Origin of the sequence: Stagnihabitans tardus, assembly GCF_009925085.1 — a bacterium.
Lineage (GTDB): Bacteria > Pseudomonadota > Alphaproteobacteria > Rhodobacterales > Rhodobacteraceae > Stagnihabitans > Stagnihabitans tardus.
The window spans coordinates 189,496-203,672 of the sequence record NZ_JAABNR010000005.1 but is presented as its reverse complement, the minus strand read 5'-3'; the positions used below and the strand labels follow the sequence as shown (position 1 = coordinate 203,672).

At 65.8% G+C, this 14,177-nt stretch carries 15 protein-coding genes; 3 read left to right on the top strand and 12 right to left on the bottom strand.

All coding sequences use genetic code 11. The features are described 5' to 3' along the window. Window positions 1-2: 2 nt before the first annotated feature. Window positions 3-545, top strand: a complete 543-nt coding sequence (locus GV832_RS07205; protein ID WP_168774167.1) for a dimethylsulfonioproprionate lyase family protein — start codon at window positions 3-5, stop codon at window positions 543-545. 40 nt (window positions 546-585) lie between these two features. Here the strand turns inward: GV832_RS07205 and gyrB are convergent, their stop codons facing one another. The 10 genes from gyrB to mutM form a co-directional block, all read right to left on the bottom strand. Continuing rightward, window positions 586-3,027, bottom strand: coding sequence for a DNA topoisomerase (ATP-hydrolyzing) subunit B (gene gyrB, locus GV832_RS07200; protein WP_168774166.1), 2,442 nt, complete (start codon window positions 3,025-3,027; stop codon window positions 586-588). Between the two features lie 76 nt (window positions 3,028-3,103). After that, the gene (locus GV832_RS07195) at window positions 3,104-3,727 is read right to left on the bottom strand and encodes a LysE family translocator (RefSeq protein ID WP_168774165.1); all 624 of its coding nucleotides are present in this window, start codon (window positions 3,725-3,727) and stop codon (window positions 3,104-3,106) included. Continuing rightward, window positions 3,727-4,245 carry a GNAT family N-acetyltransferase gene (locus GV832_RS07190; protein ID WP_168774164.1) on the bottom strand — a complete coding sequence of 173 codons (519 nt, stop codon included), beginning with the start codon at window positions 4,243-4,245 and terminating at the stop codon, window positions 3,727-3,729. The genes GV832_RS07195 and GV832_RS07190 overlap by 1 nt, the downstream gene beginning before the upstream one ends. Then, complete coding sequence (locus GV832_RS07185) at window positions 4,238-4,672, bottom strand: VOC family protein (RefSeq protein ID WP_168774163.1); 435 nt, start codon at window positions 4,670-4,672, stop codon at window positions 4,238-4,240. The genes GV832_RS07190 and GV832_RS07185 overlap by 8 nt, the downstream gene beginning before the upstream one ends. After that, a complete protein-coding gene (gene recF, locus GV832_RS07180) occupies window positions 4,651-5,727 on the bottom strand; it encodes a DNA replication/repair protein RecF (protein ID WP_168774162.1) in 1,077 nt (358 codons plus the stop codon). The genes GV832_RS07185 and recF overlap by 22 nt, the downstream gene beginning before the upstream one ends. Window positions 5,728-5,787: 60 nt before the next feature. Continuing rightward, a complete protein-coding gene (gene dnaN / locus GV832_RS07175; RefSeq protein WP_168774161.1) occupies window positions 5,788-6,906 on the bottom strand; it encodes a DNA polymerase III subunit beta in 1,119 nt (372 codons plus the stop codon). Between the two features lie 66 nt (window positions 6,907-6,972). Next, entirely contained in the window at window positions 6,973-8,313 is a 1,341-nt protein-coding gene (gene dnaA, locus GV832_RS07170; RefSeq protein ID WP_168774160.1) for a chromosomal replication initiator protein DnaA, read from the bottom strand. Window positions 8,314-8,820: 507 nt separating this feature from the next. Continuing rightward, entirely contained in the window at window positions 8,821-9,099 is a 279-nt protein-coding gene (gene rpsT, locus GV832_RS07165) for a 30S ribosomal protein S20 (RefSeq protein ID WP_168774159.1), read from the bottom strand. An 83-nt stretch (window positions 9,100-9,182) separates the two neighbouring features. Further along, entirely contained in the window at window positions 9,183-9,950 is a 768-nt protein-coding gene (locus GV832_RS07160; RefSeq protein ID WP_168774158.1) for an enoyl-CoA hydratase-related protein, read from the bottom strand. Between the two features lie 2 nt (window positions 9,951-9,952). After that, a complete protein-coding gene (gene mutM / locus GV832_RS07155) occupies window positions 9,953-10,849 on the bottom strand; it encodes a bifunctional DNA-formamidopyrimidine glycosylase/DNA-(apurinic or apyrimidinic site) lyase (RefSeq protein ID WP_168774157.1) in 897 nt (298 codons plus the stop codon). 70 nt (window positions 10,850-10,919) lie between these two features. Between mutM and ubiE the strand changes: the two genes are divergently transcribed. Both ubiE and ubiB read left to right on the top strand, forming a co-directional pair. Continuing rightward, entirely contained in the window at window positions 10,920-11,663 is a 744-nt protein-coding gene (ubiE, locus tag GV832_RS07150) for a bifunctional demethylmenaquinone methyltransferase/2-methoxy-6-polyprenyl-1,4-benzoquinol methylase UbiE (RefSeq protein WP_168774156.1), read from the top strand. Beyond that, on the top strand, window positions 11,663-13,192 hold the full coding sequence (gene ubiB / locus GV832_RS07145; protein WP_168774155.1) for a 2-polyprenylphenol 6-hydroxylase: 1,530 nt from the start codon (window positions 11,663-11,665) through the stop codon (window positions 13,190-13,192). Before ubiE ends, ubiB begins: the two co-directional genes overlap by 1 nt. Here the strand turns inward: ubiB and GV832_RS07140 are convergent. Further along, window positions 13,189-13,704, bottom strand: a complete 516-nt coding sequence (locus tag GV832_RS07140; protein ID WP_168774154.1) for a hypothetical protein — start codon at window positions 13,702-13,704, stop codon at window positions 13,189-13,191. The two genes, ubiB and GV832_RS07140, sit on opposite strands and share 4 nt — an antisense overlap. Further along, window positions 13,701-14,165 carry a PTS sugar transporter subunit IIA gene (locus GV832_RS07135; protein ID WP_168774224.1) on the bottom strand — a complete coding sequence of 155 codons (465 nt, stop codon included), beginning with the start codon at window positions 14,163-14,165 and terminating at the stop codon, window positions 13,701-13,703. Before GV832_RS07135 ends, GV832_RS07140 begins: the two co-directional genes overlap by 4 nt. Between the last annotated feature and the right edge of the window lie 12 nt (window positions 14,166-14,177).

The window sequence follows — 14,177 nt, the reverse complement described above, 5'->3', positions numbered from 1 at the left end:
CGATGCGCGACCCTGATCTTCAGTCTTTCCTGGCCTTGGCCGAGGAGGCGCTGCGGCGCTGCACCGGACCCGCCGCCACCCTGGCCGCCGAGGTCACGGCGCGCTGGCAGGTGCCGGGCGCCCTCGCCGATGCGCCCGCCTGGCTGCCGGTCTGCGACCAGATGCCCGAGGCCAAGACCCCCCTGGCCCAGGCCTTCGCGGCCCTGGCGCCGCGCCTGTCCTGGGGGCGGCGGGCCACGGCCACCCCGGACCAGGCCTATTACGATGCCCATGCCAATACGGTGATCCTGGGGCCCAAGGGCCTGGAACGGCGCGAGGATCTTTGGGTGGGCGTGACGGTGATGGCCCCCGGGACGCTCTATCCCGACCACGACCACGCGCCTGCCGAGGTCTATATCCCCCTGACCGCCGGAGAATGGTGGAACAGCGCCATGGACTGGACCGACCCGGGGCTGGAGGGTTTCATCTACAACCCGCCCGGCATCACCCATGCGATGCGGGCGGGGACAGGGCCATTCCTCGCGCTGTGGTTCCTGCCGTTGTAACCCGGGGTATACCCCGGGCTACGCAGCGAGGCCGGAGCCCTTACGCGTCGAGGTTCTCGACGCTCAGCGCATTGGCCTGGATGAACTCGCGGCGGGGTTCCACCACGTCGCCCATCAGCTTGGTGAAAATGTCGTCCGCCTCGGCCACGTCATCGACCTTCACCTGCAAGAGCACCCGCGCATCGGGGTCCAGCGTGGTTTCCCAAAGCTGCTCGGGGTTCATCTCGCCCAGACCCTTGTAGCGTTGCAGGGTCAGGCCCTTTTCGCCCTCGGTCAGGATGGCCTTCAAGAGGTCCAGGGGCCCATGGACCAGGTTCTCGCGCTCCTTGCGCACCAGGCGGGCGACGCCGGAATAGACCTCCTTATGGGGGGAGGACACGCTGGCCAACCGCCGCGCCTCGCCCGAGCGGAGGACAGCGCCGTCGAGCGTCCGCAGTTCTTCCACCCCGCGCAGGATGCGCGAGAGGCGGATGCCGTGGTCTTGCGTGATCCGGCCTTGCCAGCCCTTTTCGAACTCGGGCGCGACGAGGTCCAGACGCTGTGCCACCTGGGCCGCGACGCGGGCGAGATCGGCATCGGCGCTGCCGGGCTCGAAGGCGCCGGCAAGCGCCGCCTGTTCCAGGATCGGACGCGGGTAATGCGTCGGGAAAGCGTCCAGCACGCGGCGGAAGGCGCGGGCGCCCTCGATCACGCGCAGGAGGTCGGCGCCCGCAAGCTCCTCACCCGAGGCGAGGCGCAGAACTGCGCCCTCAACCCCTTGTTCGATCAGGTATTCGTCCAGGCTGGCCTGGTCTTTCAGGTAGACCTCGGACTTGCCCCGCGCGACCTTATACAGCGGCGGCTGGGCGATATAGAGATAGCCGCCCTCGATCAGCGCAGGCATCTGGCGGAAGAAGAAGGTCAGAAGCAGCGTGCGGATATGGGCGCCGTCCACATCGGCGTCGGTCATGATGACGACCTTGTGGTAGCGCAGCTTCTTGATGTCGAACTCGTCGCGGCCAATGCCGGTGCCCAGGGCCATGACCAGGTTGCCGATCTCCTGGGAGCCCAGCATCTTGTCGAAACGGGCGCGCTCGACGTTCAGGATCTTGCCCTTGAGCGGCAGGATGGCCTGGTTCTTGCGGTCGCGTCCGGTCTGGGCGGAGCCGCCGGCGGAGTCGCCCTCGACGAGGAAGATTTCCGACTTCGACGGGTCCTTTTCCGTGCAATCCTTCAGCTTGCCGGCCAGGAAGTTCACATCCATCGCCGTCTTGCGCCGCGTCAGGTCGCGGGCTTTCCGCGCCGCCTCTCGCGCCAAAGCCGCCTCGATGATCTTGCCCACGATGATGCGGGCCTGCTGGGGGTTCTCTTCGAACCATTCGCCCAGCTTCTCGTTCACCAGGTTTTCGACGGCGGGCCGCACTTCGGAGGAGACCAGCTTGTCCTTGGTCTGCGAAGAAAACTTCGGATCCGGCACCTTGACCGACAGGACACAAGTCAGACCCTCGCGCGCGTCATCGCCGGTGAAATCGACCTTTTCCTTCTTCGCGATCCCGGAAGATTGCGCATAGGCGTTGATCGTCCGGGTCAGCGCGCCGCGAAAGCCCGCCATATGCGTGCCGCCATCGCGCTGCGGGATGTTGTTGGTAAAGGGCAGGACGTTTTCGTGGTAGCTGTCGTTCCACCACATGGCGACCTCGACACCGATCCCGCCGCGCTCGCCGGTCATATAGATCGGCTCGGCCATGATCGAGGTCTTGGACCGGTCGAGATACTTCACGAATTCCCGCACGCCGCCGTCATAGTAGAGCTCGGTGTGCAGGGGCTCGGCGGGGCGCTCGTCTTCGATGACGATGCGCACGCCGGAATTCAGGAAGGCCAGCTCCCGCAACCGGGTTTCCAGCGTCTTGAACTGGTATTCCAGGTTGGAAAAGGTCCCATCCGCCCGGTTGGTCTTGGCACTGGCCAGGAAGCGCACTTCCGTCCCCTTGCGACCCGGAGCAGGCCCCACCGGATAGACATGGGTCACGCAATCGCCGAACTCAAACCGCGCGCGGTATTCGGTGTCGTTGCGCCAGACCGTCAGCTCCAGCCACTCGGACAGGGCATTCACCACCGAAACGCCCACGCCATGCAGACCGCCCGAGACCTTGTAGGCGTTGCCGCTGTCGTCGGTGTTGTTGAATTTTCCGCCCGCATGCAGCTGGGTCATGATGACCTCGGCCGCCGAGACGCCCTCTTCCTCGTGGATATCCACCGGGATGCCGCGACCATTGTCGCGGACCGAGACCGAGCTGTCGGCATGGATCTTTACGACCACCTCGGTCGCATGGCCCGCCAGGGCCTCGTCGATGCCGTTGTCCACGACTTCATAGACCATGTGATGCAGGCCCGAGCCATCATCGGTATCGCCGATATACATGCCCGGGCGCTTGCGCACCGCATCGAGGCCTTTCAGAACCTTGATCGCACTTGCGCCATAGCTTTCGGTCGTTTCGGCCATTTCGGTCCCCTTTTCACGCGCGCGAGTCATACCGCGCGCGCGCGCGAATGTCACGCCAGAGGGGCGGAAAATCGCGTCAGACGAAGGGAATAACGCAGGCCACCAGGATCAGAAGCCCGCCCGAGGCGCGGTTGAGCATCTGCACCCGCTCTGGCGCGGCCAAAAGCGTGCGGACACGGTCGAGAAACAGCGCCAGCACCAGGTTCCCCACCAGCGGCACGGCGACCGAGATCGCAAGGATCGCCACGATATCAGGGGCTTGCAGCTTGGAGAGGTCTCCGAAAAACCCCGGCAGGACCGACATGTAGAAGAGGATCGCCTTGGGGTTGCCGATCACCGCCGCCACCCCCACCAGGAAGCCCGCGAGCCGCCCGGGGCGCGTCAGCTTGCTGTCCGCCCCCATCAGCGCGCCCGACTTGCGGATCAGCATGATCCCCATGATGGCAAAGACCACCGCCGCCACCCAGCGCAGCAGCGTCAGGGCATCGCCATAGACGCTCAGCACCCAGCCCATGCCGAAAATCGCCAGCGCGGGCCAAAGGCAATCGCCCAGCGTCACGCCCACGGCCAGGGGCCAGGCGCTGGCAAAGCCTCCCGAGAGGCTGCGGGCCAGCAAAGCCACCCAAACCGGCCCCGGCACGGCCCAAAGCCCTGCCATCCCAAGGGCATAGAGCCCGAGTTGCACCCAGGTCAAAGTCATCAGAACAGGTTCCCCAAAAGATCGAGCTCGGCCGTCTCGTCCCAGGAGCCCTTCAGCTCCAGGACCATCAGGCTCTCGGCCGGTTCGCGCATGATCTCGCCCGTGACCGCGCCGCGCATCTCGCACCACTTGATCATGTTGCGCATGGGGCGAAAGCCGGCCCCGGCGTAAAGCGGGCGGTCGCCAAACAGCAGGAAGAACTCCGCCGGGCTTTGCCGCGCGACCTCGATGGCCTGGGTCAGAAGCGCCCCGGCCAGGCCCTTGCCGCGCTGGCTTGGGTCGGTCGCCACATCGCCGAGCCCCGCCACGGTGATCAGCCGAGAGCCCAGCCGCATGGCGCGGAATTGCACCGCCATATGGGCGACGATGCCGGGGGCGCGATGGACGATGCGCAGGTGCTGGCGGGTCTGAAAGAAGCTCCGCCCGCCGAAATCCGTGTCGAAACAGCGCGCCAGAAGGCCCGCGATCTGCGCCTCGTCGTCAGCTGTCAGCGCCCATTCGGGGATCGTCTCATGCATCGGGAAGCCTCAGGGAGCCATCTGCGGAAAGGGCCCAATAGGGGTTGAAGGCCAATTCCCAGACATGGCCATCGGGGTCTGCGAAATAGCCGGAATAGCCGCCCCAAAACACCTTCTCGGGCGCTTTCAGGGGCGTGGCTCCGGCGGAAAGGGCCATGGCATAGGCCGCATCCACCTCGGCCTCCGAGCCGAAATTCTGCGCCAGCGTCATGGCGCCCGTGCCAAGCGCCGCCCCGGGGCGCCCCTGATCCTCGGCCAGGGCCGCGCGGCCAAAGAGCGACAGGGCGGCGCCATGAAGCTGGAAGAAGGCCACGCTCTCGCGGCTTTCGCCATGCTCCTGCCAGCCCAGCCGGGCGTAAAAGGCGCGCGCGGCGGCAAGGTCCTGCACGCCCAAGGTAATCAGCGTCACCCTTTGTCCGAAATCCATGATGCCCCCCCCGTTTCGGTCAGGTGAAAGCTTTGCGCCCGCGCGCCCAGACTGTCAAACAGCCCCTCCTCGGTGCCGGTCATGATGGCCTGGGCGCCCAACGCACAGATCTCGTCATACAGCGCCGCCCTGCGACCGGGATCGAGATGCGCCGCCACCTCATCCAGAAGGATCACCGGGGCCCGCCCCAGATCCTCGGCCAGGGCCCGCGCATTGGCGAGGATCAGGCTGATCAGAAGCGCCTTCTGCTCGCCGGTGGAGCATTGGTCGGCCGCCATCCCCTTGGCCGCATAAACGGCCCTCAGGTCGACCCGGTGCGGGCCGACCAGGGTCCGCCCCGCCGCCATATCCGCCCGCCGCCCCTGCGCCAAGGCCAGGCCAAGGTCTTCAACCTCGCCCTCCAGCGAAAGCTCCGCCCGGGGAAAGGCCCCCTCGCCCTGCGCCGCCAGCCGCTCCAGCGCCAGGCGCCGGTTCTCCGCGATCCGGGCGCCCGCCTCGGCCATCTGCGCCTCCAGCGCGGCATACCAATGCGGATCACTGACCTGGTCCTTCAAGAGCCGGTTGCGGTCGCGCATCGCCTTCTCATAGGCCAAGGAGACCTCGCCATGGTCAGGCACGAAACTCAGCACGACCCGGTCAAGGAAGCGCCGCCGCCCCTCCGCCGCCTCGATCCAGAGCCGGTCCATGGCGGGCACCAGCCAGAGCACCCGCAAGACACCCCCCAGAGCCGTCTGCGTCACCGCCTTGTCGTCGATCCGCACCTCGCGCGGGCCCTCGCCATCGGAGGAGGTCTCGACCAGGTGAGACCCCGACAGCCCCCGCACCTCGGCCTTGACCCGCCAGCCCAAAGCCTCGGGCCGCCGCGACAGTTCCCCCACCGCAGCCCGCCGCAGCCCCCGCCCCGGCGAGAGCAGCGACACCGCCTCCAGGATATTGGTCTTGCCCGCCCCATTGGGCCCGGAAATCGCCACGGGCCGCCCGTCAAAGGCCAGGTCCGCCGCCCTATGGCTGCGGAACATCCCCAAGGTCAGGCGCGTGATGGCAAGCCCGCTCACCCGCCTCCCTTTCATACTGGCTCAAATATCCCGGGGTCCGGGGCAGAGCCCCGGCGCATGTCACACGCGCATCGGCATGACGACATAGGTCGCCGACATGTCATTGCCCTCGCGCATCAAGGTCGGATCGCCCGAGCCGTTGAACAGGAAGACCGCGTTCTCGCGATCGACCTGCCCCGCGATTTCCAAAAGATACTTGGCGTTGAAGCCGATCTCCAGCCGGTCGGCGTCATAGGCGACCGCAAGCTCTTCCTCGGCGGCGCCGCTGTCGGGCGCATTGACCGAGAGGATCAGCCGGTCGTCTTCCAGCGTCAGCTTCACCGCCCGAGACCGCTCCGACGAGACCGTCGCCACCCGGTCAACCGCCTTGGCGAACTCCGCCGCATCGACCTCCAGCTTGCGGGTATTGCCCTGGGGAATGACGCGGGAGTAATCCGGGAAGGTCCCGTCGATCACCTTGGACGTCAAGGTCACCTGGGGCGTCGCAAAGCGCACCTTGGTTTCACTGACGGAAACCGCGATTTGCGCCTCGTCGTCTTCCAGAAGCTTGCGCAGCTCGCCCACGGTCTTGCGCGGAACGATCACGCCCGGCATGGCCGAGGCTCCCTCGGGCAAGGCCGCATCGATCTGCGCCAGGCGGTGGCCATCGGTGGCCACGCAGCGCAGAACGGTGCCCTCGGGGCCCCGCGCGACATGCATATAGACGCCGTTCAGGTAATAGCGCGTCTCCTCGGTCGAGATCGCAAACTTCGCCTTGTCGAAGAGCCTGCGCAGCACGGGCGCCGGAGCCGCAAAATTCGTCGCATATTCCGACGAGGCCATGACCGGGAAATCCTCACGCGGCAGGGTCGCCAAGGAGAAGCTCGACCGCCCCGCCGTGATCGCCAGCCGCCCCGCCGCCGCATCGGCCGCCAGCACGACCAGCGCGCCATCGGGGAGCTTGCGGACGATCTCGTGCAGCATCACGGCAGAAACCGTGGTCGCGCCCGCACGCTCCACCATGGCGGGCGCGCGGTCCAGGACCTCGATGTCCAGGTCGGTGGCGCGGAAGGCCACGGTCGCGCCCTCGGCCTCGATGAGCACATTGGCCAGGATCGGGATGGTGTTGCGCCGTTCGACCACCGATTGCGCCTGCGCCAGCGCCTTGAGCAGCACAGCCCGTTCGATCGAAAGTTTCATCGTCCATCCCTACATTCTATAGACACGCAGCCCGGGAACCCGACCCTAGCGAGTTTCCACAGAGGTTCAACCCTGCAATAGGCGCTTCAGAAGCTGCAGATCGTCGTTCAGCTGGCTGTCGGTCATGATCAGCTCTTCGATCTTCTTGACGCCATGCATGATCGTCGTGTGATCGCGCCCGCCAAAGCGCCGCCCGATCTCGGGCAGGGAGCGCGAGGTCAGGTGCTTGGCCAGGTACATCGCCACTTGCCGGGGCCGCGCGATGTTGCGCAGGCGCTTCGGCCCGATCATGTCGGAGAGGCGAATGTTGTAATGCTCGGCCACCTTGCGCTGGATTTCTTCGACCGTCAGCTTGCGGTCGCTGGCGCGCAGGATATCGGCGAGGCAGTCCTGCGCCAGCTCCAGGGTGATTTCGCGACCGACCAGCGAAGCGAAGGCAAAGAGGCGCGTCAGCGCACCTTCCAGGACACGCACATTGGTCGTGATGCGGTGCGCCAGGAATTCCAGCACGCCCGAAGCGATCTGAAGACCCCGATACTGGCTGCGATAGCCTTCCGCCTTGGTCTGCAGGATGCCGAGGCGCAGTTCGTAATCCGTCGGATGCAAATCAACCACCAGCCCGCATTGCAGGCGGCTCTTGATGCGCTCTTCCAGGTCCTTGATCTCGCCCGGCGCGCGGTCGGCGGAAATCACGATCTGCTTGTTCTGATCCACGAGCGCGTTGAACGTATGGAAGAACTCTTCCTGCGTCGAATCCTTGCCCGCGATGAACTGCACGTCATCGACCATCAGCACATCGACCGAGCGGAAGATTTCCTTGAAATCCATGATCTGCTTTTCACGCAGGGCCTGGACGAAGCGATACATGAACTGTTCCGCCGAGAGATACAGAACCCGCAGCTCGGGCGAGCGCGCGGTCAGCTCATGGGCGATGGCATGCATCAGGTGGGTCTTGCCCAGACCCACGCCGCCATAAAGGAAGAGCGGGTTGAAGGTCACCGGCCCGCCCTCGGCCACGCGACGCGCGGCGGCATGGGCGAGCTCGTTCGGCTTGCCCACGACGAAGGTGTCGAAGGTGAAGCGCGAATCAAGCGGCGCGCCCGGCAGGGCCTCTTCGCGCTTGGGCGCGGCGGGCTTGGCGGCTTTCTTCGGCTCGGGCTGGGCGAAGCCCGTCACGGTGAATTCGACGCGGCTGACCTCGGCCCCCGAGGCGCGCAGCTCGTTCAGGATCTGGTCCGTGTAGTTGCGGCTGACCCAATTGCCGATGAAGGAAGAGGGTGCCTCGAACTGCGCCACACCCTCCGCCAGGGTGGAGAGCTTCAGAGGTTCGATCCAGGAGGTGTAATTGTGCCGCCCCAGGCGTGCGACCAGCTTTTCCCTTACCTGTCCCCAAGTCTCTTGCGTCATGTCTTCCGTTCGGGAACGCGCACCCCGAGCAGCCGGGGGGGCTTTCCGCCTTTCATGTTGTCTTTCCTGATCCCCAACGGATCGGGCAGGTCAAAAGCGTGGCCGGGTCACCCGGTCACCTGCTTTCGGGCACTGGCGCATCAAGGGCCGGGGCGGTTCGCCGGCCTTTGCGTGAGTCGTCGGGTCTTTTGCCCGCTCTGACCTGCCAATGCACTGTTCTGGAACCTTTTTTATCACTCGACGACGTTAGCGGCAGCAGCAGTCATCAATTTGTCCGGTCCAGAATCCCTGTCGTCCCCCAAGTCGTCGTGAATCGCAGTCCTACGTTATCGCCCCGGCTTCGCCCGTTTCAACCGATCTATGCGCTTGACACGAAGTCCTTGGCCCCGAATCCCACCCCCTCTGGCAAAAGAGCAACTGTGGCTCTTTTCGGCGTCGAAACGGTCAGGACAAAAGAAAACGCACCCCGTTTCGGGGGTGCGTTTCAAATCAAGGACCTGACAGGTCTCAGGCGGTCGCTTGCGCGCCCAGCGACTTGACGCGGTGGTTCAAGCGCGAGATTTTCCGGGCGACGGTGTTCTTGTGCAGCACGCCCTTGGTGACGCCACGCATCACTTCGGGTTGGGCGGCCTTCAGCGCGGCGGCGGCCGCCTCCTGGGAGCCAGAGGCCAGAGCCTCTTCGACCTTGCGCAGGAAGGTGCGGATCCGCGAACGGCGCGCCTTGTTCACATCTTGACGCGCGACAGCCTGACGGGCGCGCTTCTTGGACTGGGCGGAATTTGCCATTTCGGGTAGGGTCCGTTTCGGGTGTAAGTATTTCTGAAGTCGGGGCTCTAAAGGCTGCCCCTGCCCATGTCAACCGCGAAACGTCAGCAATCTTTGAACTGGGCGGGGCGTTTCTCGAGGAAAGCGGCCATTCCCTCGCTTTGATCCTCGGTGGCGAAGGCGGAATGGAACATCCGGCGTTCGAAGCGCAGCCCTTCGGAAAGCGGAAGCTCCAAAGCGCGGGAGACCGATTCTTTCACGGCCCTGACCGCCAGGGCCGATTTCTGGGCGATTCCCGTGGCCACTTTCAGGGCCTCGGCCACCACGTCGCCCGGCACGATTCGCGCGACAAGCCCCGCGCGTTCGGCCTCGGTGGCATCCATCATGCGGCCCGTGAGGTTCATCTCCATGGCCTTGGCCTTGCCCACCAGCCGCGTCAGGCGCTGCGTGCCGCCCATGCCCGCATTGATGCCAAGGTTGATCTCGGGCTGACCGAATCGCGCAGTCTCGGAGGCCAGGATGAAGTCGCACATCATGGCCAGCTCGCAGCCGCCGCCGAGGCAATAGCCCGAAACCGCCGCGATGAGGGGCTTCCTGATCCGCCCGATGGCCTCCGCCTCGGGGCCATAAAGGTCGAGCGCGGCCACCTCGGCATAGGTCATGGCGGCCATCTCGCGCACATCGGCCCCGGCGGCAAAGGCCTTCTCGGAGCCCGTGATGACGATGGCCCGCACGGCTGTATCGGCCTCCGCCTCGGCCAGGACCTGAGAGAGCTCCCCCATCAGCTTGCGGCTGAGCGCGTTCAGCGCCTCGGGCCGGTTCAGGCGGATCAGAAGGACCGCGTCGTGGCGTTCAAGAAGCAGCGTATCCATGTTTACCTCTGGCAATGCGGGCAAAAGAAGGAGGAGCGCCCGGATTGGACGATCCTGGCTATGGGCGTGGCGCAGGTGGTGCAGGGCTCTCCCTCGCGGTCATAGGTGCGGAAGGTGTGCTGGAAATAGCCCAGTTCCCCATCCGCCTGGCGATAGTCCCGAAGCGAGGAGCCCCCGGCCTCGATGGCCTCGGAGAGGACCTCGCGGATGAGGGGCACGAGGCGGGCGACCTCGGCCCGCGTCACGTCCCGGGCCAGGCGCGAAGGCGCGATGCCCGCCCGGTGCAGGACCTCGCAGACATAGATATTGCCGAGCCCCGCGACATTCTTCTGATCCAGAAGCGCGGATTTGATCGGCGTCGCCCCTTTCAGCCGCCCTGCCAGCCAGGTCTCGTGGAAATCGTTGGAAAGGGGCTCCGGCCCGATCCCCGCGATCAGCTTGTGATCGGCCCAGGTCGAGGTCGCCATCAGGTCCATCGCGCCAAAGCGCCGCGCGTCGTTGAAGGTCACCCGCGCCCCGCCCTCCATGTCCAGGACAACATGGTCATGTTTCAGGGGCTCGGGATGCGCCGGTTCCCCAAGACCCGGGCTGCCCCGGGCTTGACCCGGGGCCTCACCGGCCGGGTGATAGAACTCCCCCACCACCGCGCCGGAAATCAGCATCCGCCCCGACATGCCCAAATGGATCAGCAGGGTCTCATCAGTCGAGAGGTCCGCAAGGATATACTTCGACCGCCGCCGCAGCCCCGTCACCCGTGCCCCGGTCAGCCGCTCTGCCATGCCGACCGGCAGGGGAAAGCGCAGATCCGGCCGGTTCACCTGGGCCCGGGCGATCAGCCTCCCCTCCATCACGGGGATCAACCCGCGACGAACCGTCTCGACTTCTGGCAGTTCCGGCATAATTCCCTCGGTTGAGGCGGCAGCGTCACGCGCCTATAAGGTGGGCGGAACACGAGGAAGGGCAAGTGCCATGGCGGACCAGACCACCCATTTCGGCTATCAGACCGTGCCCGAGACCGAGAAGGCCGGGCTGGTCCATGGCGTCTTCACCCGCGTGGCCTCGAAATACGACATCATGAACGACCTGATGTCGGGCGGCGTCCACCGCCTGTGGAAGGACGCGATGATGGATTGGCTGGCGCCGAGGCCCGACCAGAAGCTGCTGGATGTGGCGGGCGGGACGGGAGACGTGGCCTTCCGCTTCCTCTCCCGCGCGCCCGGAGCGACCGCAACCGTGCTGGACATGACCGAATCCATGCTGATCGAGGGCCAGAAGCGCGCCGAGGCGGAAAGCCTGGCCCAGGCCCTGACCTGGGTCGTGGGCGACGCCATGGCCCTGCCCTTCGCCGCGAATACTTTCGACGTCTACACGATCTCTTTCGGCATCCGAAACGTGACCCGCGTGCAAGAGGCGCTGAACGAGGCCTTCCGCGTGCTGAAACCCGGCGGGCGGCTCATGGTGCTGGAGTTCAGCCAGATCCCGAACGAATTGCTGCAAAAGGCCTATGACCTTTACTCCTTCAACGTCATCCCGCCCTTGGGCAAGCTGGTGACGGGGGATCGCGACTCCTATCGATACCTGGTGGAATCGATCCGCAAATTCCCGGATCAAGAGACCTTCGCCGGCATGATCCGCCAGGCGGGCTTCCAACAGGTCAAGTATCGCAACCTGACCATGGGCGTGGCCGCCTTGCACTCCGGCTGGAAGGTCTGATGCGGGGCCCCCACAACCTGATCCGGCTGATCCGCACCGGGGCGACCTTTGAACGCACCGGGGCCATGGATGCGGTGCTGGAGGGGCTCTCCGCCCCCTGGCAGCTGCGGGCGCTGGTGCGGACGCTCGGCTGGCCCTTCAAATGGCTGGGGCTGAGGGGCGACCCGGCCCTGCCCCCGGTCGTGCGGGCGATCACGGCGCTGGGGCCCGCCTATATCAAGTTCGGCCAGATCCTTTCGACCCGTCCCGACATCGTCGGCGAGGACATGGCGCAGCAGCTGAAATACCTGCAAGACCAGCTCCCGCCCTTCCCGACCGAGGTCGCCCGCCAGATGGTGGCCGAAGAGCTGGGCCAGCCGGTCGACACGCTTTTCGCCGACTTCTCCGAGCCCGTGGCGGCCGCCTCCATCGCCCAGGTCCATAAAGCGCGCCTGGCCGATGACGGGCGGCTTGTCGCGGTCAAGGTCCTGCGCCCCGGGATCGAGCGCGCCTTCCGCAAGGATATCGACGCCTTCTACTTCGCCGCTGGCCTCTTCGAGCTTTTCCTGCCCTCGACCCGCCGCCTGCGTCCTCTGGATGTCGTCGCCCATTTCGAAGGCGTGGTGATGGCCGAGCTGGACCTGCGGCTCGAGGCCTCTTCGGCCTCGGAATTCGTCGCCAATATCGGCACCGAGGACGGCATCCAGGCGCCCGAGCCGCTGTGGCGGCTCTCGGGGCGCAATGTCCTGACCATGGGCTGGGCCGAGGGGATCAACCTGGCCGACCTTTCCGCGCTGGACCGGGCGGGGATCGACCGCGTGGCCCTGGGGGGCAAGGTGCTGCAGGTCTTCCTGAGCCATGCGCTGCGGGATGGCTTCTTCCATGGCGACATGCACCAGGGCAACCTGAAGGCTGCGCCGAATGGCGACCTGATCATTTTCGACTTCGGCATCATGGGCCGGATCGACGCCTATACCCGTCGCGTCTATGCCGAGATCCTTTACGGTTTCATCCGCCGCGATTACCGCCGCGTCGCCGAGGTCCATTTCGAGGCCGGTTACGTCCCCGCCGACCGCGATGTCGAGGCCTTTGCCATGGCCCTGCGGGCGGTGGGAGAGCCGATCTTCGGGATGGAGGCCAACCGGATCTCCATGGCCAAGCTCCTGGCCTATCTCTTTGAAGTCACGGAACGTTTCGGAATGGAGACGCGGACCGAGCTGATCCTTCTGCAACGCACCATGGTCGTGGTCGAGGGCGTGGCGCGGAGCCTGGACGCCAATATCAACATCTGGCAGGTCGCGAAACCGGTGGTCGAGGGCTATATCCGCTCCCATGTCGGGCCGATCGCTTTGGCACGCGACCTGGCCGATACGATCAAGGTCCTGGCCCGCTTCGGCCCGAAACTCCCCAAGCTGGTCGAGGATGTGCTGATCGCGCAGACGAACCGCCCCGAGCCCCCGGCGCCCCGGGGCCTGGGCTGGCCGCTGACGCTTGTGGGAGCGGCGGCGCTCTTGGGCCTGGGGCTCTGGGCCGGACTGATGCTGGGTTAGCGGCTATTCACCTGCAAGGCCCAGGTTGCGGCATCCGCCGCGATCTCGCGCAGGTGGTAGCTGGGCGGGTTCTGACCGCCCTTCATCAGGCCTTGCACGAGGAAGAATCCCTCCTGCCGCCAGCTCACGATCCCCATGGAGGCGGCATTCATCGGAAGTGTGCTGCGTGGGGTCTCGAAAGTGACCGAGTTCCAGCAATTGACCTGGCCATCCCGCAGGGTCGGAATCCCGAGCGGCGTGTTCAAAAGGTCTGCGGCGTCGAACCCCTCTTCGTCGGCCAGCAACCCGCAGGCCCGCATGGCATCGATCTGCGGCTGGATCGAGACCGAGGTGTCGATGTCGATATCCAGAAAGACCAGCTTGCCGTCATTGTCGTGCAGGAAGGCCAGAAGCGCCGCCGTCTCGGGCGCATCCGGGGCGTTCAACGGCAGAAGCCCCGAAAAATGCGCGATTCCGGGCTCGGCCGAAAGCGGCGCGGGCAGCAGCGCCAGGGCGAAAAGCAGCCGCCTCATGCCGCCTGGGTCGACCGCGCCTCGGTCAGGATGGCATGAAGCTTGGCCGTGTCGGTATTGGCGCGCAGTTTCGCGCAGATGCCGCTGTCGCGCATCGTGCGGCTGACCAGGGCCAGGGCCTTCAGATGCTCGACCCCGGAGTCCTTGGGCGCGAAAAGGCCGAAGACCAGGTCGACGGGCTGACGATCGACCGAATCGTAGTCCAGCGGTTTTTCCATCCGCAGGAAGACCGCCACGATCCGGTCGATGTCATCCAGCCGCGCATGGGGCAAAGCGATGCCGTGGCCGACGCCGGTGGGCCCGAGCATCTCGCGCTCTTGCAGCCCATCGGTGGCGGCGGCGGCGTTCAGGCCATAGGCCTGGGCCGCCATCTCTCCAAGCTCCTGGAACAGGCGCTTCTTGCCGGTCAATTGCCCGACAACCCGGACCGCTCCGGGCATCAACAGCTTGGACAGTTCCATCGTCACCTGCTC